The following is a 25,208-nucleotide window of genomic DNA, read 5'->3' as shown; positions in this document are numbered from 1 at the left end:
TAAAAGGAATGCAACTGCTAAAATACAGACAGTTCTTTTCTTCCATCCCACATTTTCACCCCTCTCTAATCCATTCGGGTTAATAAATAAAAGTCATACCTTACTTTCTGGAGTTCATTCTCTGTCAAGGTCCGATATTCTTGGTAGCGATCATAGAGCTTAAAACAAATTGCTCGTTGAAACTTTTCTTGTCTAAACCGTATACGATTAACAGGGATCGGGAAGCCAAGTAAACCCTCTAATACTCTTGCTGATGATTCATGACCCACAAAACTTTCATAGTTCGCTTCATTTTCAAACATCAACTTTCTCGCTTCTAATACCGTGATACGCTCCGCTTTGTAGAAGCCTGGGTTTGTAATGACTAGTGAATTTAATATGGCAATCGTCATCAAATACTCCTTTCTTACACCGAAAAGAGCCATCTATAAAAGACGGCTCTTTACAAATATTTTTCTTCTGCATAGGCAACTTCTGTTCTTTCTATCGTTTCTAATGCTCCGTACCATTCATCAAAAAGGCATTCAATACTGATTTTTGCTGTTCTTCCATAGTAGTCCTTAAACAAACATTGACCTTGGAACATCCCTTCTAACATCTCTTCGTTTTCCGCACTTGGCTCCATATTCACCCATTTTAGAACGTCTTTTCTTTCTGTCGGTTCATCGAAAGCAAATGCAACACCAAAGTTACCGGACTCTTCCTCTCTAATCGCATCCTTCGTACTTTGAGAAATAAAGAACAATGCATTATTGTAACTCCGCCCTACTCGTCGCATTTGTTTTTCCACTTTTCGCCCCTGTTGACTGGACGTGATAACCCAAGCTTCGTCAATAAATTCCGCCGTTCGCTCTTCTTTATCGCTGCTGCCAAAGAGTTCACAAAACTTCCCTAAGGCAAACATGACCGCACTCGATTTCAATTGAGAGTTTGTATAGCTTTCAATCGGATCTGTCGCTTCTGGCAAATCCAAATTTTCAATTTCAATGATATTAATTCGCTTATCCAATGATAAGGATTCATTTGAACCATCATGAATACACAGCTTTAAAATGCTGTCTGCGACAACTTCATACAAAAAATCACCCGCCTTTTGGACGGATGGTTCATCATCTTCCTGCATTAATTGGATAATGTTCATTGAGCCGATCTGTTTCCCCTTTTCTCGTTGTTCCAGAACGGTTGTTATCGCTCGTAGAAACGCCGTATGAACATCATCCTTCCCACGAAAATCATAGACTTGTGAGAAGACCACTTGAACCATTTCTTTGGCTTGCATTGGCGGTAAAAACACAATTGGATCAAGTGAACCCCAATTCTTCTTATCCTCTGAATCCAACGTGATAAAATGGAATTTCTCTAAATGCTGTATATACAGAGGAAAATCCTTTTTCACCAACGGATCACGCATAACTTTATTGATCCATTTTCTGAGTTCTTTTTTTTCGGGTCAATATACAAACACTTTACATCTAACATGCTGATGTAGATGAACAATAGCTTGGCTAAATACGATTTTCCATTTCCAGTATCCCCCGTAATTAATACATGCGGTGATCTTGTTTTTGAACCCTTCACCTGTTGATTCGCCAAAAAGGGATGAAATAAAACAGGGTCACGACTTGAAGCAATCGCTGATTCTAAATCTTGGTGTTTATTGAAGCGATCAATCCACCCGATGAAGAAACCGACCTTAGAACCTACATCTGCATTCACGCCAAACAACCCTTCGGCCAATCCATCTTGTGTCGTCTTCTGCAGCCAATTGCGATTGGTTACATCTAACTTTTCGCCAGGTAGAAACTTATAAAAAAAGTTGCAATTGATCAGCTAAAGGTATTCTGCACGTAATCCCTGCCTGTTTCATGTGTCGGGTGACGACCTTCGCTCGGTGCATGCACTGGTTTTTATCTTCTCCAGTCACAATGATGACGGAAAGCCAGTTCATCATACTGACATCATCTTTCTTGATTTCATCTTGCAAATGTCGCACTAAATGTTGACTGGCACTGACCGATGAATCGGTGCGATCTCCCGTTTTATTTTGCTCATTTGATGATTCTTTTAATTGCTGATGTTTCAAGTTTAAATCCATTTTCGTTTTTGATTTTCCCTCAGCCTGCACCTTCATTTCGACCTCTACTGGAAAAGGCAACGATTGCGCTTCATAAAATAATTCACTTTCTGCCATGTTGTGCTGAAATTCATCAATCACGACAAAGGATAGATAGCCTTGGTCTTGATCACTGTTCACTTTTAAAACAGAAGGCGAAGTTGGATCAATTAATGTGTTTGTAATGGCATTGACGGACGCATTCTCAATTTCCTCACCGACTTGATGATCTAATCCTCGAAGGAAATTATATCGATTCACATAGATCAATTCTTCTTCTCTTAACCTCATTCCGTTTACGCTTGCAACCACACTTGCCGCCTGATCCTCTGCCTCTTGATATTGCTGAAAAAAAAGAGGCGGAAACATCTTGTTCCCACCCCAATAGGTTGATGATTGTATCGGTTGCGGTTGAAAACATGGAAAATACATTCTCTTTTAGTTCTGCATCGACTTTCACACTTTCTGTTTTCAACCTCATACCTAAAATGAAATCATTTTTCGTTACTTTACCTAGACGGCCGTTTAGAATTTGTACCGTCTCTTCTAAATAATAATCCGCCATTTGTTCACTATCTGTGGCAACATCGTATCCTAAATCTTCAAACCGTTCCTCTAACCGGTATTCTTGTGGATACATCATCAAATGAAAATCTTTGTATTGGGTCAGTTCTTCAAAAAAAACGTTTCCAATTTCGTTTATAGCCTTCCACAACTTTTTTTATTTTGCATGGGAATGGACTGACTCTTGATGCGGTAATACGCCCACACGTCGCCCGTTCTCGTTAATAGTAAATTCCCCTTCATCGTCTTCATTGGCGTTTTTAAGGTGCTCATTCGATTGATCCACCACCTTTACACATTTTCTAAATTTGATTGTCGAGTCCTTCATCCATTCGACTTCTCGATCATTGCAGTAGCGCTTTTTAGGGAGTTTAATGGTCACATAATATTTTGCCACATCGATAAAATACAAGTAGATGTTTTTGCCTTCAATTTTTATTTTCGTCACGAAATAGGTGAGTAATAACGGAATTCCTACCAAAAACACAAACCAAGTATGATCAAACGCATGGGGAAAGCCCCTGCGAATGACATATCCGATCATAAAGGTCATTCCCAAGAAAATAAAAAAGTTAATCACCGGGATTAACTCAACGGGAAACGGCAAACTATAATTTTCCGTTAATTGCTGAATCTTTTTAGGTTCACGAAGGGCTTTCCGGTAATTAAAGACGGTTCTCACTTGCTCCCCTCCTTAAAACGTGTCAATGATGGCTTCAACCCATGAGCTTACTTGATCCCAGTTCTGAACAACGTAAGCCACTACGCCACCAATCACGCAGGTTGCAATAATCCCACCAATTTTGAAACGTGCTAAATGCTTTGTGATGAGGAATAAAACAATCAAGGTAATGACTTGAACGACAACAGTAAGCCCCCAACTTTCGACACCGTCAAGTGTTGGCAAATTTGCGCTGCCTATGATGACCGTGTTCAACCAATTCATAAATACTCATCCCCTTTACTCATAATTCAGTTCTTCTACAAAATAATTGCCTTCATTATTTTCGATTTTCATTTCCATTGCATTGACATGCGGAATCTTTGTCAGTTCCTCACGAAAACGAACATCAACTTCAACGTTAAATCCTGACTCCATTTCCGAAATCTCTACATTCAGCAATTCATCAAATACAAATGCCCCGTTCAAACCCTCGGTTCCCTCATCATATACGTCAGTTCTTCTTTTTCTTCTGAAGCATACCGTTCAAAAAAAGTTCACCAGAAAGGCTTGAATGGCTTCTTGTTCCGCACCTGTATACTCTTCTACATGTTCTTCAGGTTCATTTGGTTCTATGGAACCTTTCAACGAATACTCACCCGTAAAATAAGGTGTGGCAGCCACCGCAAAAACTTCACCATCCGTGACGAGTGGAATATTCAACAATAATCGTTGGCTTGATTCCTCCGTTGTCGCTTCTTCCTCATCTTCTTTATCTTCATCAGTATCAGTCTCATCTGCATCTATGCGATTCGTGAACTGTACACGATATTGAAAAAGCGTATATTCTTCTTCCTCTTTCACATCGAAAAGAGAATAGTCATCTAACATTCGTTCCCCTTCAATACCGGGCATTTGATAAAGCTCATGGTTATCCCTCATAAATTCCTCGGACTGAATCATGAAACTTTTCAATTCAGTTTTTCTTTCTTCCAGTGCTTCACTTGAATTTTCCACATTCACGTAGTGTGAAATAAACCTTGATAAAAATTGTTCAGCACTCGGAATGGATAGTTCTTCTTGTTGATCGGTTTCATCTTCGAAATAAACATGAGCATTCGTTTCATTCAAAACAGAACGGGTATTCACACTCAGTAAGATGGTTAAAACTGAAATCAATAAAATACTCGCTAAAAGCGTCCAGACAGCCGTAGCTACTCGCTTTGAGTGATCTTTTTTGATAAAACCCTTTTCTCTTCTCGGAACTTTAATTCGCTTTGTTCGTTCACGTATACGATTCTTCAAACTCTGTTTTCCTTTATCATTCGCCACTCGCTTCACTCCTTTCCATAAAATCTAAAAAGGATGTTACTCGTCGTAACACCCTAGACGCAGATTCGTTTTCTACATAGATTTTTTCTCTCGCTTTTGCCCCATCGGGTAAATAAGTCACTTTGTAAAATGAATATCGATACGTGGGATAACCCGTTATTCTAGCTCCTTCAACAACGAGCGAAGTGCTTCCTGATAAATCTTTGATGAATACTTGATAAGATATGCCTACATTAAAACCTAACCGTTTAAAACGCTGATCTAGGGTAAGCATAAAAAAACACTAGCCCTTATCCGTTTGGTCTAGTGAAAGAAATTCAACATATTTAATTTCAGTATTGGAGGGTTCTCCGTCCTCTGGCGGTTCTTCATTTTCAAGCATCGTGAACCTTGCCGTAATGGTTTTATAGACGTTTCCAACAAGAACACGAGCATCGATGGCAAATTGTTCATACACATTGGAAGCTAAATTCCTGACTTCTTCTTTCACGCGTTCAATGATCATTTCTGCAATATCCAAAATTCCATAACGATCCAACTCATTTTCAAGATACGGGCGATTGAGAACTTCTACATGGTTCATGAAAACACTCTCCTTTTTTTATTCTTTTGCAGTTGTTCCTCCACAACCTCCACTTTCACCTGTAGTCCACCAAACACCTCGTCAGAATGAAGATGGATACACCTTAATGCCTCTTTTGTACTCACGAATAGATTTTCACTATGACGGGTCCAATCACCTTCTACATGACTTTCAATCATCAAACGATCCAAAGCACATTCCAGGCCATCATAAATATCTATACAAACCTTACTCGACGTTTTCAAACCATCACCTTCCATCATGATAAAACATATACTTAATCCATTGAATGGAATAGTCTGAATCTTCGTCTCTATCCTCGTTCGACCAAACCACAAAACAAAAGTGATGAACCCGGTTTCCATCACATCCTGGAATTTCTACAAAGAACTGTTCCCCTTCTTCCGTATATGCCCCTACCTCGGTCTATTTCTTTCACCTGGTCGATATAGTTCATCAGCCCGCGTCGATCCAAGTCTTTATACATGGCATTGCCCCAAATCCTAACCTCTTTCACAATAACCACCCCCTCACTTCCAACCATCTTCATAATGATAGAAATCATATGAAATGAACTTTAGCTGCCCCTCATGATCTTCAGAGAAATCTTCCATTATAGAAACCGTAAAATAAAAGCCATGATTCGCATCATGACTTTCATAAGGCTCTTTAACAACAACAGGAAAACCCTCACCATCTTCACAACCTGAACCCATCTCTAACGCTTGCTCATAAACAGAATCGACATGACTAGTCAAGCCCCTTCTTCGTAAGTCTTCCTCCAACTGATTTTTGTTAAGAATGATCCCCGCCATTCCAAATCACCTTCCTCATTTGAATTATAAAACTTTGGACGCTGTCCAAACCTGCAAGCTAAGCTAGCTTGACCGCAATTTTTTTTAACCCCCAACCCCCGATTTCAATCGGGGGCTCCCTCGCCGGTAGCAAGAAGAAAAAAAAGTATTTTTCTTCAATGCCAAGAGGGTGAAATTCCGAGAATCTGTCAACGCATAAATTCCCTTCGGTCAGACATTTATAGTTGACAGATACCGTACTCACAGCTTATAAATTTCGTTTTAAGGTATCCAATGGCTAACAAACCATATCCCCCACATCTGCAAGAAGAACATCGAGCATCTTTTCTTGTTTTGACGACATCTCTGCATTGACAACCATATCAGACAAATCTTGTGTTCCAAGGGTATGATCAGCTTCTAAAACCATTTTCATCGTTGGCGCACATGAATTTTGTAACCATTTTCTGGACTTTTCATAAAAGTCATCTTCTGGCTTCATGAATAAACTCAAACGACCGACATCACCAATAAAGGTTAACCAAAACTCACTCGTTTTCCATTGCTCCCTAGAAACTTTATCATTCATATCTACAAAGCGAAGATAATTATTGATGATCTGCATGGCAATGCTCAACAAGTCTTTTGTTTCAATTAAGGATTGAACAGCCATTTGCGCTCGATCGTTTTTAAGCCTTAGTTCATATCGATTCCAGTCGCCAAATTCTTCTAATGGTACATTCAGCTTTTCCGATTGTTCATAGTTTTTTTCGTAAAAGCAAAGATACGCTTCTGATTTCTTGGAACCAAAGTAAAGGGTTGTTCCACCGTTCGTACCATCAGCAATATCCAATGATCCGTTAAAATCTGATTTTCTGAACCGTGAAATGGCTTCGCCTTTCTTCACTTTTTCAAGCAACATGGGAACAGCAAAATACGTTTTCCGGTCATCAATCGCTAAGTCAAAGCGACTAAATTTACCACCGTGATTCATACAGTCTTGAAAGAAGTCGAACCATGTTTTCTTACGCCATTTCAAAAACGTTTCAAACTGCCTGCACCCTTTCCCTGACATTTCAACGAGTATGCCTCGATTATCGCCAGGTTTCGAGTAATAAACTTTTATAAAATCAAGTTGGAACGTGCCAATGTAGCCGTAGAAGCCTGATTCCAACTCCTGCATATAATCTTTTTGCAAATGAACAACGTTTCCAAGATTAAATTAACATCATGGGTTTTGAATGATACTCGTAAATAGTCAACCATGGCTGTTAAAGGGTTTTCAGTATCTTTTTCGATTACTACCCCCTGTTAGCTAGGGGGGTTCTTGTTGGGTCGTCATTCGCTTCGCTCACTCCTCCCACTCTCCCGTTTCGGTCGCTACGCTGCCGCTGGCGACTGCCGTCGCCTGCGCTCCCTGCACTCCCGACACCGTGCGCTCGATTTCCTGCAAGAAGTCATATCCTTTGGGTACAAGAGGCGTGTAAAACTCCGAGATCACAGAATGTCCTGTGTCTGCATAGCCCCGACCTTTAATATTCTTAAAGATAAATGACTTATCAGTATCGCCAAACATCATGCCATAACCCGATTCAGACATTTTCCCTAATGCTACTCGAAAATTAAATTGATCTCGTATACCATCAGCAGATACTTCGCATCTGGACGTTGGGCAGCTAAGATGAGAAAGTAACCCATTTGCCGACCTAGCATCACCAGTTGTTTCATGTACTCCAAGGCTTTCATTTGGTCTTCTCGCTTCAACATTTCCATAAAAGCCACGTACTCATCAAAGACAAGAAAAACAGGTGGTAACCCTACATCCGCATAGTTCCCACCTGTTCGATAATTGGGCATTTTCTTCATGTCCTCTGATCGTTGTAACATCGCTTCCACTGATTTACGCAGGGTCATCATGATACCTGTACTTTTCGAAAAGACAGTACCTTCTGGCATCACCGTTTCTAAATCAGCAAGGTCAGAATTTTTCGGATCTAAGATTCGCACGTCAGCACCCGACTTTAGCAATGCATCAATCATTGTTAGGATAAAATACGTTTTACCTCCACCCGTACCACCCGCAATGAGCATGTGAGGTAATGAATCAAACTTCCATTCGACATGTTTCATTAACTTCATTGATCCCTTTTCAACTTTTACATCATCAATGGGAATACGGTTCTTTTGCACGTCATAGAGAAACTTAAAGCAAACAAAGTTTTCTTCGATTTCCCGTTCAACTAAATCACAATACAACCCATTCTCTAATTCTTCCCCAAGTTCCAAAAAACGTTTTTGAAATCGGCTCATATCCATGGCAATTCTGACAAAAATATAACCCTTTTTCACTTGATAATACGCACGTGGAAAATAAGTGACTTTTGTTTTCGTCACCTTTTTATCATTCGGATTCCAAACCGATTCAGTGGTTACATTCTCCTTTTCAATAAAGCGATTTGAAATAAACATTCGTGCGATCTTTTGTTTGTGCCAAATACGCTTGAAATTTTCATAAAAACAAAAATAAGCCGTCGCTACAGCAACAAGCCCAGTTACTAACGCTATACCAAACCCTTTTCCTAATAACGGCCAATTCCATTCACTAATGCTACGTAACGTTTCCCACTGAAACCATTCATTTAAATTAACCATGCCTTCTCTGTAATAAAAGGCAAGTGTAGCTAAAAACACAGGGAAGAATATGGCTAACCCTGCTTGCAAGATCGCATATTGCATACTTGGCTTTATGCGATGTCCTCGATACTTCCATAGACGGCGCTTTATGAACTCCATCGTTTTGCATCACCTACCGATCAAGGGAACCTATAATCAACTTGCCCTGATAAAATATCCCAAAAAAACAATCATGGTATCACCGTTCGCATCTCTTATTAACTTTCCATACGGAAAAAGTGGGTAATTCTCAATTTCTATTTCACTTACAAAGAAATTCTCTTCAATCCAGCTAAGCACGTCAGCTGAATGATCCATTTGCTCACCCCAAATATAAAAAGCGTGCCAGTTGTTTCGGTAACTAGCACGCTTCCATTCTTTTACTTTTTATCAGCACCCGTACCCACTGGCTCTTTGTCTTTGACCGCATCCGTTTTCTTCCCGATTGAAGAGCCTTGACCGACTTCTATAATATCTTCGGCCTCTAATGTCCACACGACATTCGCAAAGTTCCCATTTGACTGTGCGCGAGCTTTAATGATTGGATTTTTCAACTCGACAGGTTGTTGAAAATCAATTTCTTTGAGATCGACATAATCAGGTAATGTCACTTCAATTTGTTCTTTTTGTGCAGAAGAACCAAGGTTATAAATACGTGATTCTAATATATTTGTACGCTCTCCTTTGTCACGATCAAAGTACATCTTTTCACGATCAAGCCCCATAAAAATTAAATTTCCAAAAGTAATCGCTGCATCTGGTTTAATTCCACTTTTAAATTTCATTTATTTTACGTCTCCTTTTAGTTAAAGCTATTTATAATTTCTGGTCAATTTTCATTTTTTTAAAGTATAGACCGCTCGGGAATCCAATCCGTCCTGGCGCTTATCAGTCGCTCCCATTCTATTGATCATCGCAACCTAGTAGGTTATGTTTATAACCATTAGCACGCATATTCTTACCTGCTACAGCATTTTCAAAAGTGCTTAGCTGTGTACACTTAATACTCACGCCATGTGACAATTTAAGCAAAGTACGCTATAATAAAAGTTCCTAAGTTTTATATGGCGTGTCTGGCTTAATTGTCAGGTGCGCTTTCTTTCTATATATAATTTTCAAAGACCATTCACCCTTCACGTAATACTCGAACATTTGGCTTCCATGAATCACCACCTTAAAGTAATACATTTAGCGAATTAACTTACTTCTACAGTGCGTTTATAAATGTAACGTTCTTCAAATTTTTCTTTATTCACTTTACCAGGAATAACCATATACCCATCTTGTTTCATTTCGGCATTCAATATCCTGATAATTTCATATGCTTTTGCCTGTTTTACTTTAAGAATCTTCTGGATATCATCAGGTGTTAAAAACTCATACAACATGCATATCACCTCCTAATGTTTATCTCTCTGTGTATATTCTCATTTTAAGTGAACTTAAAGTTAAAGTCAACAGCTACTTTTAACTTTAAGTGTATTAATTTAACTAATAGTGTGATTTTGTATAAAAATAATCTTATTGACCAAAATTGAGATGTTTCTCACTTTAAATGATAAAATAATTATAAAATTTAACGTTACGTAGAATAGGTGATGACTAATGACCTTAAAGATGACTTTGGGGGAAAGACTTCGCTTGGCACGGATGCGCAAAAGCTACACCCAAATAGAGGCCGCTAAAAAAATTGGATATCTCAAATAATGTCCTCTCTTCTTATGAGCGAGACGCTAGGGACCCAGATACAAAAATGCTAAGATCCCTTAGTGAATTGTACGATGTTTCTACTGACTTTCTCTTAGGGTTGACCGATTATCCCAGCAAAAACGGTTATGAGAAACAAACAAAATTAGATACAGCATTCGGTGAAGTAATTCAAGAAATAATTAGCGAGAACGATTCAAACATTTATATAGATCAAGGTAACTTAGATGAGGAAACAATAAAACTTGTTAAAAAAGCAATAAAAAACGGAATGAAATTTATTGATGAAATGAAACGTAGTGAAAACTAATACCGTAAAAAGAATACAACAACACAGAATTTTCATATATAATAGCAAAAAAACATATTTTCTAGCACAAAAACTTGTTTCAAGGAGTGGTATTATCTTTACCAATGAAGCGATCAAAGAGGAAGTACAGATGATCATAAACCACTATCAAACAAATAACGTTTACGAACTATGCGATTATCTTCACATTAAAATTTTAAAAAAAACGATCTCGGACAGGCCACAGGGTTTCTTCATTATTACAATGCAATACCATTAATCCACATTAATCCTAAAGCAAATTACAAAGACTACTATATTGCTTATATATTGGGTTATTTCTTCTTTAATTTTAACCCAGACCATTCTGTTCTTTTTGACAGATTAAACGATGAAAAATCCAATGTTTTTGCTTCAGAACTTCTTCTAACTGATGAAATGCTTTTTACTGATTTAAATACGATTAAAAGTCTTACAATAGAAGAAACCTCAAATTTCTTTAACTTGCCAATTCATTCCATTCTGATTAAAATGAATGGTGTTCCAAATAGCAAGGTTATTTTTTTCATACCTTTAAATCGAACATATGTTCTAGGAGGCATAAAATGACAGTTAAAAAAATTAGAAGACGGACGTTATCTTTCCGATGTTAGCGCATCATTTGATCCGATCACAGGAAAACGACGTAGAGTAAGAAAAATTTTTGATACAAAGAAAGAAGCAGAAGAATATGACGCTAAGCAAACACAGACCTACATTGCAAAAAAAGCCATTAGCAATCACAAAATCACCTTTGCAACAATAATTGCTCTGTACATGGAAGAATGTAGAATTCACAGCAAACCAAACTATTATAAGATTCAAGAATACACGGTTCACAAACACATTAGCGAGTACTTTAAAAACTGCAACTTTCAGAAGGTCAAACCTAACGACATTCGCGACTATCAACAGACGCTAATACTCTCAGGTTTAAATCATAAATCCATCAATAACATAATGATTATTCTTAGTGGCATTTTTGAAAAAGCTGTCGAGGAACAAGTAATCTTATCTAATCCATGTAGCACCATCAAAAATTTAAGCATCGACAAAAAGAAAATGAAATTTTGGACACCAGACCAATTTAAGGATTTTATATCCTTTATCGATGAAAAAGAATTCTTGTTCAAAACTTTCTACACGTTTGCATATCTAACAGGAATGCGTTGTGGAGAAATGCTCGCCTTAACTTGGGTGGACATCGACAAATACAAGTCAGAAGTTGATGTCTACAAGTCACTCACTTATTTAAATAAAGAGATCATCATTACACGTCCCAAAACAAAAAAACGCCATAAGACGTATCAGCATCAACAAAAAAAACTCATAAAATTACTTGATGAATGGAAAGAAAAGCAAAAAGACCTTTTTTTCTAAGCTAAAAATACAGCACTCCGACAACGTGTATATCTTTCAGTACAGAGAAAAAGCTCCAACCAAGGACATTTTCAGCCGACGTATACGTACCATTTGCAATCGTGGAGATGTAGAACCTATACGCCTACACGATTTAAGGCACTCACATGTAGCTTTATTAATTAACCAAAGAGAAGACCACACCACAATAAAAGAACGCTTAGGACACGCTTCAATCAAAACAACAATTGATGTATACGGTCACCTATTTCCGAACAAACAACGAGAAACAGCCGACCGTCTAGACGACCTTTTTTTAGCAATTGGTCATTTTGTGGACATTTGATCACTAAAAACGCCCATTTCCTTATCGGAAATGAGCGCACAAAAAAATACCAAATTCGCTAAAAGCGTTGGTATTACTGAGGTTTTATATGGTGCGGTTGAGTGGACTTGAACCACCACGGGATTTAACTCCCACTAGGCCCTCAACCTAGCGCGTCTGCCATTCCGCCACAACCGCGTCTTGGTATAAATATGGTGCGGGTGGAGGGACTTGAACCCCCACGTCACAAGGACACTAGATCCTAAGTCTAGCGCGTCTGCCAATTCCGCCACACCCGCATGTGTGTAAATGTTACTTAGGCAAACTGTAATTAAAATGGCTGGGCCAGCTGGATTCGAACCAGCGCATCACGGAATCAAAATCCGATGCCTTACCGCTTGGCTATGGCCACTATTCCATTATGTTTACAAGGATTGGATTTTCTATAAATGGCGGGCCTGACGGGAATCGAACCCGCGATCTCCTGCGTGACAGGCAGGCATGTTAACCGCTACACCACAGGCCCACTTATAAAAATTCTCTCTATTAACTTCTGCAAATGCAGTGTTCCTATTCACTCGTTAAAGTGAAAATGGTGGAGGGTGACGGGATCGAACCGCCGACCCCCTGCTTGTAAGGCAGATGCTCTCCCAGCTGAGCTAACCCTCCGATAAATGGTGACCCGTGCGGGATTCGAACCCGCGTTACCGCCGTGAAAGGGCGGTGTCTTAACCCCTTGACCAACGGGCCATGCTTGTCTAATTCACAAAGTTTCAATGGCGGAGAAGGAGGGATTTGAACCCTCGCGCCGCTTTCGCGACCTACACCCTTAGCAGGGGCGCCTCTTCAGCCGCTTGAGTACTTCTCCGAATGGCTCCACAGGCAGGATTCGAACCAGCGACCTACCGGTTAACAGCCGGTTGCTCTACCACTGAGCTACTGTGGAATGTTGTTTGCTTGTCCGTTCATTTCGTAACAGGCAAGTAATATCTTATCATGGTCGTTGTTGTTATGTCAACAACTTTTTTATGTAATTTTTGAAGTGTTGCTGTCGTTTTGTGTTTCTCTCTTGGCGACTTTTATAATATAGCACAGGCTATCAAATACCGTCAACGGTTTTCATTAACTTTTTTTTAATTTCCCTTTACACCGTCCACAAACATACCGATTTATATCCATTTGCCGTTTGCGTCGATACGTTTGATTGCACTTCACACATTGATAAAAATACTTATATACCAATGGTTTGTACGTTCCAGGGACAAGGTTACAATACCTGCTTCCTCCAACTTGATTCAACAACTGTTTGAAACTTGCGTCTTTATGTTGATAGCCTTTTCCTTCTATATGTAGGTGATAATGACAGAGCTCATGAAGAATGATCTTCTCAAATTCTTCAATTCCAAAGTGCTCCAGTTGCTTCGGGTTCATTTCGATGTTGTGCGAATGTAACAAATAACGCCCTCCAGTCGTTCTTAAGCGACGATTGAATGTGATCGTGTGGCGAAATGGTTTCTGGAAACGATCCTTTGATAACTGTTCCGTCCACTGTTGAAGTTCTTCATTTGTCATAACCACATCACCTCTCGAATTAACCGTCAACGTATACAAGCTAAAGAACATATACTAGTGAAACGCCTTCTGTGAATCTGATTTTACCACAAGGAGGGGAAAAGAATCATGCCTTATTGGCTTAGAAAACAGCTTGAAAAAGCTTATTTCGAAAAAAACCACCATGAAATTGTCATGCTTAATCAATGCTGGTATTCATACCTCAGAAAAAACCAAGATACGTTCTTTCAATCATAACAATGAAGGGAAAGAAGCCAAAGTTATCGTAACTTTGGCTTCTTTCTTAGGATTGGACGGCTTTTTTTAGGTGCTAACATCGTAAGTGCGATTCTGCCTTTTTTTCTGGTCGACTTGTTCAACCCAGACGGTAACAATATCACCAACTGCCACAACGTCTTGTGGATTTTTCACGAAGCGGTCGGCAAGTTTGGAAATATGAACCAAGCCATCTTGCTTTACCCCGATATCAATGAAGGCCCCAAAATCAACGACGTTCCGAACGGTTCCTTCGAGTTCCATTCCCTCTTCTAAGTCTTCCATAGCCATTACCCCTGATTTCAAGATTGGCTTAGGCATATCTTCTCGAGGTCCCGATTCGGTCGAATTAGGGCATCAAGAATGTCATTTAACGTCATTGAACCGACGTCTAAGTTTTCCGCGATTTCGGTACGATTTAGTGATTGTAGCTTTTCTTTCGTGTCGGCTTTACCCAATGTTTGAACGTTAATGTTCATGTCTTTTAGTAACTTACGTGTCACCGTGTAACTCTCTGGGTGAATTGGTGTTTGATCAAGTGGGTCTTCACCTTCAATAATACGTAGGAATCCTGCGGCTTGCTCATACGTTTTCGCACCTAGTCGAGGTACATTCTTTAAATCCTTACGCGTACGATACTGTCCGTTCTCCTCACGATACGTCACAATCAATTGAGCAACCTTCTGATTAAGACCTGCAACGTATTGTAACAAGCTTGAAGAAGCAGTATTTACATTGACCCCAACGAGGTTTACCGCAGACTCTACGACAAAATCAAGGCTCCCAGATAGCTTCCCTGCTTGTACGTCATGCTGATATTGACCGACCCCAATTGATTTCGGATCGATTTTAACGAGTTCAGATAACGGGTCCTGTAGTCGCCTTGCAATGGAGATTGCGCTTCGCTCTTCAACTTCTAATTGCGGGAATTCTGATCGCGCTTGATCAGAAGCCGAGTACACACTTGCTCCTGCTTCGTTCACAATTAAATAGTGAAGCTCCAATTGCTGGTCTGCAATCACATCTGCGATGAACGCTTCTGTCTCTCTAGAAGCCGTCCCGTTTCCGATGGCAATCATATCGACCTTGTACTTTTGTACCCACTGTGTCACTTTCTTCGCGGCATTAGCGGTGTCATTTCTTGGTGGTGTCGGATAAATGACGCTAGTGTCCAAGACTTTACCAGTACCATCAACAACGGCAAGTTTACACCCTGTTCGGTAGGCAGGGTCTACACCGAGAACGACTTTATTAAGAAATGGTGGTTGCAGCAAGAGCTGTTTTAAGTTACCTGAGAAAACTTGGATCGCTTTATCTTCAGCAGCATCTGTAAGCTCATTTCGAATTTCACGTTCAATTGAAGGTGCTAGTAGACGTTTATAACTGTCAGCAATTGCTTCTTTTAGATAATCAACAGCAGGAGAGCCGAAGCGTTTGATGATGTGCTTTTCCATTAATTCTTCAATTCGCTCCCGTTGTACATCAATCGTCACTTTCAAGACATTTTCTTTCTCCCCACGATTAACTGCAAGTACACGGTACGATGGGATGTTTTTAATTCTTTCCTCGAATTCATAATACATTTCAAAGACACTTTCTTCGTCTTCTGCATTTTTCTTCATTGACGTTTTTAACGTACCATTCGTATACGTGAACGTACGGATTTTCTGACGAATCGTTGCTTCATCTGAGATCCACTCGGAGATGATATCTAAAGCACCGGCAATCACAGTGTCTACGTCGTTTAGTTCATGCTCTTCACTTAAGTAGCCGTTTGCTTCTTCTTTTACATTCATCTCCTTAGGATGCTCGTAAATTCGCTTAGCAAGCGATTCTAGCCCCTTCTCTTTCGCAATCGTCGCACGTGTGCGTTTCTTTTGCTTATATGGACGATAAAGATCTTCTAACGTTTGTAACTTTCTCGCCTCATGTATGTTCTTCGATAATTCAGGCGTTAATTTATCTTGTTCGTCAATTAAGCGATAGACTTCTTGCTTTCGATCTTCCAATTGGTTCTCGTATTGGAAAAGATCTAAGATTGCTTTTATGTTGGTTTCATCGGCATTTCCTGTTTGCTCTTTACGATAGCGAGCAATAAATGGAATTGTATTGCCTTCCTCACTAAGCTGAATAATCGCATTCGTATACTTTTCATTTACCCCTGTGCTTATTGCAATTCTGGATACAATCTCTTCTTGCTCGTAGTTGAACATGTCCATTGCTCCTCTGGCTGAGTCGCTATACTTTGTACTTTACCATATTTTTGAAAGCAAAAAAAAAAACGCAACGTCACTCGCTGCGTTTCAATGTACATAACCTGACACTATGGTCACATCATCTTTATCAATAGCCATCTCTTCTTTCAACCGTTCAACCACGGCTGTCGGTGAAAGGCGAGAAGCTTGAAGTTCATAGCGATGCATTTGCTTTGAAACGCCATCAGAATGTAAAAGGAAGCCGACGTTTTGTTTAAAGCTGAAATGATGAACACGAGCCTTAAAAGATCTACCTGAGAGAAAACCTGTCGTTGGGATAATTCTCATGACGTCCTTTTGATCGATCATCAATAAACATTCAACATTGCCGATATTCCCACACGTAATCTGATTTCGCTCATAGTCAATTCGAATGACAGTTAGTACGACTCCGCGCTCATGTGCGAGCGCTTGATTAACGTTCGCGAATAATTCTTCCATTGGAGCATCAAAGTGCTTCTCAATGACGTTCATCGCAAGTTCCGATGAACGTCTAGCACTTTTGCCACTCCCTAGTCCATCTGCAAGCGCAGTGAGAAAGTAACGATCGGTTTCAACAGTAATGAACATATCACCACAAACTGGATTGCCGCCTTTTCCGGCTTGAAATGCTGCAGTTACTGCATTCTCATATTGTTCCTCGATTATTTTTCCCATTCAATAACACTCCGATGGCTCAACACGAATGGATTCGCGTAGCTTTTGCAAAGCTCTTCGTTGAAGTCTTGAAACGTGCATTTGAGAGATGTTAAGCAAATCGCCAGTTTCTTTCTGGCTTAAGTTATCAAAATACGTGCATTTAAGAATTTCCTTCTCGCGGTCAGTGAGTACAGCAAATGCTTTCTCGAGCAATAACTGTTGGTCTGTTTGTTCAAATCCTTCATCGTGGCTACCGACCAAATCTAGAAGTGTAACAGCACTTCCTTCTGAATCAGCTTCGATTGATCGATCGACAGATAAGGCTTGGTAGCTCTTACCCATCTCCATCGTCTCTAACACTTCTTCTTCCGTCACTTCTAACCGAGCAGCAATTTCGTTCACGAGCGGCGAACGTTGCAATTCCGTTGTAAGCTCTTCAACCGCCTTCTTAATTCGCGGTCCAAGCTCTTTAATTCTTCTTGGTACGTGCACACTCCACGTTTTATCTCGGATAAAACGCTTAATCTCTCCGACAATTGTTGGTACAGCAAATGATTCAAACGAACGATTAAAAGAAGCATCGTAACGCCGTAATGCTGCTAACAGTCCGATCATACCTACTTGGTATAAATCATCATCATGACCTTGTCCTCGCGAAAACTTACGAGCTAGAGACTGGACAAGCGACTCATAGTGCAAGACGAGCTTCGTTTGAACTTCTTCGTCTGCGCCTGCTTGATATTGATCAATCAAGTCATAAATAGGCTCGTCAGCCTTAGTTGTTGGCTGTCGTTTCGACTCCATCGGCACCTTGAGCCACCTCATCCCTTTGTACGAACTTCTTCATTGTAATAGTTACACCATTATCTTGTGTGATTTCAACTTCGTCCATTAATGCCTCTATAAGGAAGAGCCCAAGGCCTCCTTCCTGTAACTCCTCGATTGGTTTGTTCGCATCAACTGGACCATTTGATTTTGCGAGCGTCTTCTTCTCCGTTCCTTCATCTGAAACTTGGATTTGAAGATAATCATTACACAGATCGAACTTCACTTTAATATCGCCGCTTCCGTCCTTGTAAGCATGATCAACGACATTCGTACACGCTTCTGCCATCGATACTTTAATATCTTCAATTACATCGTAAGAATAGCCTACCCGGTTCGCAATCCCTGATGCAGTTAAGCGGAGGATCCCAATATATTCTGCTTTCGCAGGTACGCTCATTTCTATGCTGTCATTCTTCGAGCTCATTGATTGGCCTCCTCTTTTTCATCGATGTCCATAACCTCATCTAGTCCTGTAATTGAGAAGAGCCGTTTCACGCGACTGTTTAAGGAAACGATCTTGAATTGTCCCTCATGACTATGCGTATCTTTAAGTGCACCTACAAAAATCCCGAGTCCCGTACTATCAATATAGTCTACACCTTCAAGATCAACGACTGTAATGCCTTGATCTCTTGATGTTAATTGTGATAATGCCTCTTTAAGTTGCGGTGCTGTATAAGCGTCAATTTCTCCTGCAACATATAATTTCTTACCATTAGCTTCCTTCAAATCCTCTGTTCTTAAGTCAAGTTTCATGACGTTATTCCCCTCCCCGATCAATCGTACGAAATATATAATGAATGCTTAATCATCTTATGATAAATAAAAACGGCCTAAGGCCGCAGTTATTATATACCCATCACGTATTCTTTTTAAACTTTCTTCTTACTATAATTAAAGTAAAATCGTCACGAAGTTGGAATTCTTGCCAACGTTCTAAGTCACGATAGACGTGATCGACGATTTTTGGGCACTTAAATGCTTATATTTTCTAATGAGAGCCGTAATTTCTTCACGTTCGATAAATCGTTCTTCTGTGCGGCATTCGGTTACGCCATCTGAAAGGAGAACGACAAAATCACCTTCGTACATTTCACGACTAAACTCACGATACTTCGCATCCTTTGAGATCCAAGTGCTAATCCTTTTGCATATAGCTCTTCAAAGCGATCTTGTTGTTCGCTGTAATAAAAACCTGGTTCATGACCTGCTCCGCCGTAATAAAAGATGTGGGACTTCGGATCATAACTACCATACATCATCGTTACGAACATGTGTGAAGCAATGTTCTGTTCAATGGTGCGGTTTAACGATTCGAGAAGTTCACCTGGCTGTAAGATCGAATTCGGCATACTGTCCATCGCATACTTAATCATTGACATACAAAGTGCAGCAGGAATTCCTTTTCCAATAATGTCTGCAATGGCTACACCGATAAACCCATTCGCATCCTTAATGACGTGATAATAATCTCCACTCATCTTTGATGCTGGCACTGTAATTACACCAATATCGAGTTCTTTGACATCTGGAATCTCACTTGGTAAAAGGGTATGTTGCATGTTCGCAGCAACATCAATCTCAGATTCCAATTCCTTTTGACGATTACGAAGAATTTGATGCTCTCGATAAGCCATTCCATAACCGATCATCACTTCAAGTAGAAACTCAAATGATTCTTGTGTCTCAGGGGGATATCCGGATAGAGCTCCTGAATCACCTCGAGATGTATACTAACGATTTCTTCAGGAGAAACTTTTTCCTCTAACACTTTTTTTTACTGAACTGTTGAGCATCGTATAAGCTTTGTTCGTTTTTCTTCTGCAAGAAACTAAACAAAATCTCTTTATAGCTCTGTTGTAGCGTTTCGTAAGTGTCCATCTCCGAACATCCTTCCTTCTAACGGAGCCACTTAATCGTCGTAATCGTAGTTCCTTCCCCAGGTATTGACTCGATGTCGAATTCATCCATTAGACGCTTTACACCTGGCAAACCTGCACCTAAACCTCCGGAAGTCGTAAAGCCATCTATCATAACATCACGAAGGTTCTCAATTCCCGGACCTTTATCACTAGCAACGACTTTTATTCCACGGACTTTCCCGTTTTTATGATTATCACTAATCTCTTCTAAATCAATCTTACCGATTTCAGTGTACAAGTAAATGTTTCTTGCAAGCTCTGAGATGGCTGTCGTAATTCTTGCTTGATCCACACTCCCAAAACCAATTTCTTTGGAAAGCTCACGACCTGCCTGGCGTGCAGAAACAATCCCCCATTCATTGGCTATTTCAATACAGGAATGGTTACTCATATACGTCAACCCCCCAATTCCTGTTGCAATCGCTCAAGACCTTGCTCCAGGTCAAGTGCTGTTTGCACTTCCTGAAGAGAAACCCCCATATCAATCAAAGTAATGGCTACTGCAGGCTGAATACCTGTCAAAACGACTTTCGCTCCCATCAAACTAGACATCTCAACAACATCACCGATCACTTTCGCGATAAATGAATCAATCATATCGACTGATGTTAAATCAATGACTACCCTAGTGAGCCTTCTTGATGGATCTTATTTAATAAATCTTCTTGAAACTGTAGCGCAGTTTGGTCATCTAATTCTACTTGTACCGAGATTAACAAGTAACGACCTAGTTTGAGTATAGGAATACGCATTAATCCAACCCTCCACCCGTAGCAGGCTCTTCATTTGTAATAATTTCGCGCTGTGTCATTTGCAACGCTGTTTCTACACCTTTTTTTAAGCGTGCTCTTTGTCGTGAAGTTGCCAAGATCAATCCCTAGATTAACAATGGTCTGTGCAATCTCTGGTCGAATTCCGACGAGTAGACACTCTGCACCGACTAACCTTACAGCTTCTGATGCACGAATAATATGATGTGCAACCATCGTATCTACAAGAGGCACACCTGTAATATCAATGAGCACGACTTGAGCACGATGTTCGATAATTCCTTCTAATAAATTCTCCATAATTTGCGAGGCACGTTTCGTATCAATCGTTCCAATTAACGGCATTACGACGATTTTATCAAAAACCGGTATAAGTGGAGCTGATAACTCCTTTAAAGCAACGTTCTGTATGGCTTTCACTTCTTCGTGATTCTTCGCAAATTCGGTTGTTAAATCGGTAATTTGTTCATCTAGCCAATCTTCAAGTTCTCTTGATAGATCAACAAACTTTTCCTTATCGTAATGATTGGACATGTCATTCATGACAATGCGACGTAGCTTTTGTAAGCTCATAATAAATTCACTTACGACCCAGCCATCGTGAATGAGTCGTTCTGCAAAACGCTTTACAGCCGCTCGCCTAGAATGCCTGTCCATAGTAAGCGTATCGAAAATTACTGAAACAAACTCTTCTTTCATTTCGTCTTGAATATATTGAGGTTTAATCGTGGATTCAGAGCGGGAAAATAATAACTCATCAAACGAAACTCTCCACAGCTCAATATAGTGATCCTTGTTATCGATCATATGTTGTAATACGATTGAACGCATAATCAGTCACACCACCGTCATTAACAAAATCTTGTCACCTGACAGAATTACGCACAGGGTACGCTATTTTCATTATTCCATTTTGTGCCCATGAAATCAACTCACAACTGCTGATTGGTTTGTCTTTTTCCAATAAGAAAAAGCTGCCACACGAAAATACGTTGGCAACGATTAAGAAACGTTATTGAAATGGGATAAGATCTAGAATAATAACGCCATAATTCTCTTTATTTAAATACCGCTGACTAACCTTCTCCCCATCTTCATTTCACACTCTTCCTCTAAGCCAAACGATTCGGAAGCAATTGATAAGTTAATGGTAGCCATTTCAAGATATCCTTGTTGCATGTGTTCACGAACACCTTCAGCTTTGTGTTCGTACAAATATTTAGTTGCGGCTTGATGGATAAATTCGTTGCGTTCAACACCATCATACTTAATCATATTGTCCACCTCTTGCAATAAATATTGGGGAAGGCTAATCGTAATTTGTCTAGAACGATCATTAGACAAGGTAAGACACCTCCAACACTATAATCCCTGTAATGTCCTTTATCAATAATAGCATTGACTGTCTTTCATTGCAAAAGCATTACAGTACAGTAAACCTCTTTATACCTCTCTTACCCATTCGTCGCCCATCGCATAATTCCTTCAAATTACGACAAGGTTTTTTTGAACATATCGCCTCGGGACACGGTTTGTAATGAGACATGGAACTTCGTACGTAATCGTACCTAAACGATCAGCGATCTCTTCGATCGTAATGCGTTCTTTATTATCCTCACCAATTAATGTAACCCGTTGCCCGACGGGCATTTCCTTGGGAAGGCGCACCATCATTTGATCCATACAAATGCGGCCTATAATTGGCAAACGCAACCCATCTATAATGACTTCTCCACCATTCGCATTACTACGAATCCAGCCATCGCCATATCCGATCGGCACCGTTCCAATCCACTCATCTTGTGTGGTTGTGTACGTTCCGCCATAGCTGATTTTACTTCCTGAGTTTACATGTTTTACATGTGATAAATGACTATATAAAGAAAGCGCTGGAGCTAACGAAAAAGGTAACTCCGCTTCTAGATCCGTTGCGGGTAACAATCCATACATCGATATGCCAAAACGAACCATGTTATAACAAGCATCTTTAAACCTCATACTTGCGGCACTATTTGCACAATGAATGAGTGGGATGTGCCTATTCTCGCTTCTTAGTACATTGACTAGCTCGTCAAACCGATGTTGTTGCTCTTTATAATAGGTAAGATCTAGTTCATCTGCGGTTGCAAAATGCGTGAAAAGACCTTCTAATTCTAAGCAGGATTCTTCATCAATCGCTGTTAAAACTTCTTGAACTTCTTCAATCGATCTTACACCGATTCTTCCCATGCCCGTGTCATACTTCACGTGTAATTTGAGCGAGTGACCTGGTTCAATATGTTCCTTAGCCGAAACTAACCATTCTCGCTGAAATGTTGCGAGTGCAATGTCTAGCTTTGCAGCTACGCCTGCCCCACTTGCATCAGTACGTCCTAGTACAACAATTGGCGCTACTATTCCGTCCTCACGCAATTCAATCGCTTCTTCAAGAAGTGCAGTCCCTAAAACCGTTGCTCCGCCATCGAGTGCAGCTTTTGCAACTTCAATGGCTCCGTGACCATACCCGTTTGCTTTTACAACCGCCATGATCTGACGTTCACCATGATGCAATCGATCTAGAGACGCTACGTTTTGTTTAATTGCTTCTTTGTCCACTTCGATCCAAGTTTCTCGATACAATTGTTCCATCGTCTGTCTACCCCTAGCGTTCGTTAGTCTATCTTCATTATGTCTACGCATTCTTATGACTGTCAATCGTATATGTAGTAAATACGTTAAAAAAAAGAGTCCACGTACGTGGACTCACCATTATTTTTCGTGAGTGGCTGTCATTGATCTGGCAACAGCTGCCATTTCATCAACGTGAAGCGTGTCTGATGCAATCACAAACTCCACACCATCCACTGACCATGTAAGTGAATTATCAGTCTGAATACCGATCACTTCACCTAAGTCAACTGGATCTCCTGTACCCATATCTCTAGTTGGTGTTACGTCTGATGAAGTGGACATCGATAGCGGTTGCTGAATAATTGTAAATGGCTGTTCACCTTCATAGGACATGATGACACGAATTCCATCGTCTGTTTGAACTTCAGACGTTTCTGAGAGCTCAGTGTTTGCAGGCTCATACGACGGCATGAACACACCAAACACATCTTCCTCTGTTACCTCATCTGTTGATACTGGAGCTTCTGCTTCTTCAGGTAAGTGACGATCCATATCAAACTCACTGCTATCAATTGCAGGATTCAACTCAAAATCATGGAAAGCAACTTCAACGAGCGGTTCATAATTCTGATCAAATACCCGCACTGCATGAGGAGTTAGATCATCGTTTAAAACGATTTCTTGTTGTTGCAAATTCTGATTTTGGTAGTTCGTTACCGTCTCAAACACATATTTGTCCTCTTCAATCGCAAAGGAACGCTCTGAATCACTTAAAATATCGGTCACAAGTGATTCATACAAATACATTTGACTGTTGTTGCTCGGCCAATCGCTTTGAAAACGAAAGCTTTTGTTTAACGCTGGCGTCAACAGAAAAACACCATCGTCATTTCTTAAAATCATTTGATTTTGCTCTTCATTCTCATTTTGAAGTTCCACCCTGTAATAACGGTTCTCTTCATTTTGAACGTGAGCAATTTGAACATCGTACTCCCTTGGTTCTTGACCCGTCTGCATCGTAAGCGAAGCTGACGTTTGATATCCATTCATCGTCTGAAGTGTTTCACCGAGGTCTTCAACTACTTCTTCTTCTGATTTTTCTCCGCATGCTGCAAGTAAGGCAATCGATAAAAAAGCGACCGTACAAAATCCGAACTTCTTTTTCATCAAACCTCTCTCCTTTGTCTTCGATGTAACGACAAAGGAGGAACCTATCACATTGTAAAAAAAGAAATGTGGTCATAGAAAGTGACGAGTGTTATTCATTGGATGTTTAGAGATGGATTGCCTTTGTTCCGTCCGTTAGTCATCGTGATGAAGAAAAATCTAGATGTTTAGTGCGTGTCTAAGTTACGTGTTGTTCAACCATCGTTTCATCACGACACCACCTCGCAATCTCTTGAATTGAGTTTCTAGCTTTCCACTCCACCACTCGTATTCACATGTTCTTACCAACATTTCAGGCCCCTCCTAACCGCATTACATCATATGAGACAACCTATGCGGTTATTCCAGCCTGTCTAAAAAAACATCCGTTTCAATAATGACGTTTGCGATCGCATAATGCTTACTGTGCGACACACTCACATGCACTTCTCGCGCCTCTTTAAGCTTGGTACAGGTGAGCATTGGCTTGCCATTTTCGTTATTATTTATTTCAATGTCCTGAAAGCTAATTTCTGAACCTATTCCTGTCCCATATGCTTTTGCAAATGCTTCTTTCGCTGCAAAGCGTCCCCCTACATATTCGACCTTACGCCTTTTTGATAATTGAGCATAACTCCGTTGTTCGTTTGCAGTAAGAATACGCATAATAAAACGAGGTTGACGTTCAAGTAGCATGGAAATCCTCTCTAGTTCAACGATGTCAATTCCATTTCCAATAATCATCGTCAATCCTCCTAATCGATTCATTCGA

32 protein-coding genes, 8 tRNA genes and 4 pseudogenes are annotated in these 25,208 nt (G+C 40.1%); 4 read left to right on the top strand and 40 right to left on the bottom strand.

The features are described from left to right. Positions 1-65 precede the first annotated feature (65 nt). The 18 genes and pseudogenes from JCM19055_RS11155 to JCM19055_RS11070 form a co-directional block, all read right to left on the bottom strand. The gene (locus tag JCM19055_RS11155) at positions 66-392 is read right to left on the bottom strand and encodes an STIV orfB116 family protein (protein WP_042359776.1); all 327 of its coding nucleotides are present in this window, start codon (positions 390-392) and stop codon (positions 66-68) included. A 50-nt stretch (positions 393-442) separates the two neighbouring features. Then, positions 443-1,411, bottom strand: a complete 969-nt coding sequence (locus JCM19055_RS30915; RefSeq protein ID WP_042359775.1) for an ATP-binding protein — start codon at positions 1,409-1,411, stop codon at positions 443-445. Continuing rightward, positions 1,393-1,716 carry an ATP-binding protein gene (locus tag JCM19055_RS30910; protein ID WP_305047344.1) on the bottom strand — a complete coding sequence of 108 codons (324 nt, stop codon included), beginning with the start codon at positions 1,714-1,716 and terminating at the stop codon, positions 1,393-1,395. Before JCM19055_RS30910 ends, JCM19055_RS30915 begins: the two co-directional genes overlap by 19 nt. 88 nt (positions 1,717-1,804) lie before the next feature. Then, positions 1,805-2,425 carry a hypothetical protein gene (locus tag JCM19055_RS30905; RefSeq protein ID WP_305047343.1) on the bottom strand — a complete coding sequence of 207 codons (621 nt, stop codon included), beginning with the start codon at positions 2,423-2,425 and terminating at the stop codon, positions 1,805-1,807. Next, on the bottom strand, positions 2,361-2,756 hold the full coding sequence (locus tag JCM19055_RS30900; RefSeq protein WP_305047342.1) for a hypothetical protein: 396 nt from the start codon (positions 2,754-2,756) through the stop codon (positions 2,361-2,363). The genes JCM19055_RS30905 and JCM19055_RS30900 overlap by 65 nt, the downstream gene beginning before the upstream one ends. A 78-nt stretch (positions 2,757-2,834) precedes the next feature. Further along, entirely contained in the window at positions 2,835-3,359 is a 525-nt protein-coding gene (locus JCM19055_RS11130; RefSeq protein WP_042359771.1) for a conjugal transfer protein, read from the bottom strand. Between the two features lie 12 nt (positions 3,360-3,371). Further along, complete coding sequence (locus JCM19055_RS11125; protein WP_042359770.1) at positions 3,372-3,623, bottom strand: hypothetical protein; 252 nt, start codon at positions 3,621-3,623, stop codon at positions 3,372-3,374. Positions 3,624-3,638: 15 nt separating this feature from the next. Next, the gene (locus JCM19055_RS11120; protein WP_042359769.1) at positions 3,639-3,827 is read right to left on the bottom strand and encodes a conjugal transfer protein; all 189 of its coding nucleotides are present in this window, start codon (positions 3,825-3,827) and stop codon (positions 3,639-3,641) included. A gap of 57 nt (positions 3,828-3,884) precedes the next feature. Next, the gene (locus JCM19055_RS11115) at positions 3,885-4,670 is read right to left on the bottom strand and encodes a conjugal transfer protein (RefSeq protein WP_042359768.1); all 786 of its coding nucleotides are present in this window, start codon (positions 4,668-4,670) and stop codon (positions 3,885-3,887) included. Next, the gene (locus tag JCM19055_RS11110) at positions 4,660-4,944 is read right to left on the bottom strand and encodes a hypothetical protein (RefSeq protein ID WP_042359767.1); all 285 of its coding nucleotides are present in this window, start codon (positions 4,942-4,944) and stop codon (positions 4,660-4,662) included. Before JCM19055_RS11110 ends, JCM19055_RS11115 begins: the two co-directional genes overlap by 11 nt. A 9-nt stretch (positions 4,945-4,953) precedes the next feature. Further along, positions 4,954-5,253: a hypothetical protein gene (locus JCM19055_RS11105; protein WP_042359766.1), complete on the bottom strand. Its 300-nt coding sequence runs from the start codon at positions 5,251-5,253 to the stop codon at positions 4,954-4,956. Next, positions 5,250-5,618 (bottom strand): hypothetical protein, encoded by a 369-nt coding sequence (locus JCM19055_RS11100; RefSeq protein ID WP_042359765.1) that lies wholly within the window; start codon positions 5,616-5,618, stop codon positions 5,250-5,252. Before JCM19055_RS11100 ends, JCM19055_RS11105 begins: the two co-directional genes overlap by 4 nt. Positions 5,619-5,783: 165 nt before the next feature. Next, positions 5,784-6,068, bottom strand: coding sequence for a hypothetical protein (locus JCM19055_RS11090; protein ID WP_042359763.1), 285 nt, complete (start codon positions 6,066-6,068; stop codon positions 5,784-5,786). A 277-nt stretch (positions 6,069-6,345) separates the two neighbouring features. Continuing rightward, a pseudogene (locus JCM19055_RS11085) lies at positions 6,346-7,313 on the bottom strand (replication initiation factor domain-containing protein). Positions 7,314-7,398: 85 nt separating this feature from the next. Further along, positions 7,399-7,647 (bottom strand): hypothetical protein, encoded by a 249-nt coding sequence (locus JCM19055_RS30895; RefSeq protein WP_305047341.1) that lies wholly within the window; start codon positions 7,645-7,647, stop codon positions 7,399-7,401. Between the two features lie 11 nt (positions 7,648-7,658). Then, positions 7,659-8,840: an FtsK/SpoIIIE domain-containing protein gene (locus tag JCM19055_RS11080; RefSeq protein WP_305047340.1), complete on the bottom strand. Its 1,182-nt coding sequence runs from the start codon at positions 8,838-8,840 to the stop codon at positions 7,659-7,661. A gap of 260 nt (positions 8,841-9,100) precedes the next feature. Then, a complete protein-coding gene (locus JCM19055_RS11075) occupies positions 9,101-9,505 on the bottom strand; it encodes a DUF961 family protein (protein ID WP_042359762.1) in 405 nt (134 codons plus the stop codon). A 411-nt stretch (positions 9,506-9,916) separates the two neighbouring features. Continuing rightward, positions 9,917-10,108 (bottom strand): hypothetical protein, encoded by a 192-nt coding sequence (locus JCM19055_RS11070; RefSeq protein WP_042359761.1) that lies wholly within the window; start codon positions 10,106-10,108, stop codon positions 9,917-9,919. A gap of 302 nt (positions 10,109-10,410) precedes the next feature. Here JCM19055_RS11070 and JCM19055_RS11065 point away from each other — a divergent pair, with 302 nt between their 5' ends. The 3 genes from JCM19055_RS11065 to JCM19055_RS29360 all read left to right on the top strand — a co-directional run bounded on the left by JCM19055_RS11065 (position 10,411) and on the right by JCM19055_RS29360 (position 12,460). After that, entirely contained in the window at positions 10,411-10,737 is a 327-nt protein-coding gene (locus JCM19055_RS11065) for a helix-turn-helix domain-containing protein (protein ID WP_265182037.1), read from the top strand. Positions 10,738-11,532: 795 nt separating this feature from the next. After that, positions 11,533-12,135, top strand: a complete 603-nt coding sequence (locus JCM19055_RS29365) for a tyrosine-type recombinase/integrase (protein ID WP_265182036.1) — start codon at positions 11,533-11,535, stop codon at positions 12,133-12,135. A gap of 25 nt (positions 12,136-12,160) precedes the next feature. Then, positions 12,161-12,460, top strand: a complete 300-nt coding sequence (locus JCM19055_RS29360) for a tyrosine-type recombinase/integrase (RefSeq protein WP_265182035.1) — start codon at positions 12,161-12,163, stop codon at positions 12,458-12,460. Between the two features lie 89 nt (positions 12,461-12,549). Here JCM19055_RS29360 and JCM19055_RS11050 read toward each other — a convergent pair. From JCM19055_RS11050 to JCM19055_RS11010, 9 genes are all read right to left on the bottom strand, one after another. Continuing rightward, positions 12,550-12,637, bottom strand: a tRNA-Leu gene (locus tag JCM19055_RS11050). A 15-nt stretch (positions 12,638-12,652) separates the two neighbouring features. Continuing rightward, positions 12,653-12,738, bottom strand: a tRNA-Leu gene (locus JCM19055_RS11045). Between the two features lie 38 nt (positions 12,739-12,776). Then, a tRNA-Gln gene (locus tag JCM19055_RS11040) sits at positions 12,777-12,850 on the bottom strand. A gap of 39 nt (positions 12,851-12,889) precedes the next feature. After that, positions 12,890-12,965, bottom strand: a tRNA-Asp gene (locus JCM19055_RS11035). A gap of 67 nt (positions 12,966-13,032) precedes the next feature. Then, positions 13,033-13,108, bottom strand: a tRNA-Val gene (locus JCM19055_RS11030). Positions 13,109-13,114: 6 nt separating this feature from the next. After that, a tRNA-Glu gene (locus tag JCM19055_RS11025) sits at positions 13,115-13,189 on the bottom strand. A 27-nt stretch (positions 13,190-13,216) separates the two neighbouring features. After that, a tRNA-Ser gene (locus tag JCM19055_RS11020) sits at positions 13,217-13,307 on the bottom strand. A gap of 3 nt (positions 13,308-13,310) precedes the next feature. Further along, positions 13,311-13,385, bottom strand: a tRNA-Asn gene (locus JCM19055_RS11015). Positions 13,386-13,561: 176 nt separating this feature from the next. Beyond that, positions 13,562-14,011 carry a SprT family protein gene (locus tag JCM19055_RS11010; RefSeq protein ID WP_042359810.1) on the bottom strand — a complete coding sequence of 150 codons (450 nt, stop codon included), beginning with the start codon at positions 14,009-14,011 and terminating at the stop codon, positions 13,562-13,564. A gap of 108 nt (positions 14,012-14,119) precedes the next feature. On the opposite strand from JCM19055_RS11010, the gene cmpA reads away from it, so the two are divergent. After that, on the top strand, positions 14,120-14,248 hold the full coding sequence (gene cmpA, locus JCM19055_RS26405; protein WP_152549492.1) for a cortex morphogenetic protein CmpA: 129 nt from the start codon (positions 14,120-14,122) through the stop codon (positions 14,246-14,248). A 23-nt stretch (positions 14,249-14,271) separates the two neighbouring features. Here the strand turns inward: cmpA and JCM19055_RS11005 are convergent. The 13 genes and pseudogenes from JCM19055_RS11005 to acpS all read right to left on the bottom strand — a co-directional run bounded on the left by JCM19055_RS11005 (position 14,272) and on the right by acpS (position 25,180). Further along, positions 14,272-16,479, bottom strand: a pseudogene (locus tag JCM19055_RS11005) (Tex family protein). A gap of 90 nt (positions 16,480-16,569) precedes the next feature. Continuing rightward, on the bottom strand, positions 16,570-17,178 hold the full coding sequence (locus JCM19055_RS11000) for a SpoIIE family protein phosphatase (protein WP_042359759.1): 609 nt from the start codon (positions 17,176-17,178) through the stop codon (positions 16,570-16,572). Then, on the bottom strand, positions 17,179-17,964 hold the full coding sequence (sigB, locus tag JCM19055_RS10995; RefSeq protein ID WP_042359758.1) for an RNA polymerase sigma factor SigB: 786 nt from the start codon (positions 17,962-17,964) through the stop codon (positions 17,179-17,181). It lies immediately after the preceding gene. Then, entirely contained in the window at positions 17,936-18,412 is a 477-nt protein-coding gene (rsbW, locus tag JCM19055_RS10990; protein WP_042359757.1) for an anti-sigma B factor RsbW, read from the bottom strand. Before rsbW ends, sigB begins: the two co-directional genes overlap by 29 nt. Then, positions 18,409-18,744: an STAS domain-containing protein gene (locus tag JCM19055_RS10985; RefSeq protein WP_042359756.1), complete on the bottom strand. Its 336-nt coding sequence runs from the start codon at positions 18,742-18,744 to the stop codon at positions 18,409-18,411. The genes rsbW and JCM19055_RS10985 overlap by 4 nt, the downstream gene beginning before the upstream one ends. Positions 18,745-18,847: 103 nt before the next feature. Further along, a pseudogene (locus tag JCM19055_RS10980) lies at positions 18,848-19,869 on the bottom strand (PP2C family protein-serine/threonine phosphatase). An 18-nt stretch (positions 19,870-19,887) separates the two neighbouring features. Next, positions 19,888-20,301 carry an anti-sigma regulatory factor gene (locus JCM19055_RS10975; RefSeq protein ID WP_042359755.1) on the bottom strand — a complete coding sequence of 138 codons (414 nt, stop codon included), beginning with the start codon at positions 20,299-20,301 and terminating at the stop codon, positions 19,888-19,890. 5 nt (positions 20,302-20,306) lie between these two features. Next, positions 20,307-20,662 (bottom strand): annotated as a pseudogene (locus JCM19055_RS10970) (STAS domain-containing protein). A 30-nt stretch (positions 20,663-20,692) separates the two neighbouring features. Continuing rightward, the gene (locus JCM19055_RS10965; protein ID WP_265182034.1) at positions 20,693-21,511 is read right to left on the bottom strand and encodes an RsbT co-antagonist protein RsbRA; all 819 of its coding nucleotides are present in this window, start codon (positions 21,509-21,511) and stop codon (positions 20,693-20,695) included. 231 nt (positions 21,512-21,742) lie between these two features. After that, positions 21,743-22,024 (bottom strand): CopG family ribbon-helix-helix protein, encoded by a 282-nt coding sequence (locus JCM19055_RS10960; protein WP_042359754.1) that lies wholly within the window; start codon positions 22,022-22,024, stop codon positions 21,743-21,745. 141 nt (positions 22,025-22,165) lie between these two features. Further along, positions 22,166-23,308, bottom strand: a complete 1,143-nt coding sequence (gene alr, locus JCM19055_RS10955) for an alanine racemase (protein ID WP_042359753.1) — start codon at positions 23,306-23,308, stop codon at positions 22,166-22,168. 120 nt (positions 23,309-23,428) lie between these two features. Further along, a complete protein-coding gene (locus JCM19055_RS10950) occupies positions 23,429-24,457 on the bottom strand; it encodes an outer membrane lipoprotein carrier protein LolA (RefSeq protein ID WP_042359752.1) in 1,029 nt (342 codons plus the stop codon). Between the two features lie 339 nt (positions 24,458-24,796). Further along, on the bottom strand, positions 24,797-25,180 hold the full coding sequence (gene acpS / locus JCM19055_RS10945) for a holo-ACP synthase (RefSeq protein ID WP_042359751.1): 384 nt from the start codon (positions 25,178-25,180) through the stop codon (positions 24,797-24,799). Between the last annotated feature and the right edge of the window lie 28 nt (positions 25,181-25,208).

It is taken from the genome of Geomicrobium sp. JCM 19055 (assembly GCF_000698185.1).
Taxonomy (GTDB): Bacteria; Bacillota; Bacilli; order Bacillales; family Marinococcaceae; genus Geomicrobium_A; species Geomicrobium_A sediminis.
This window is presented reverse-complemented; position numbering and strand designations above follow the sequence as displayed.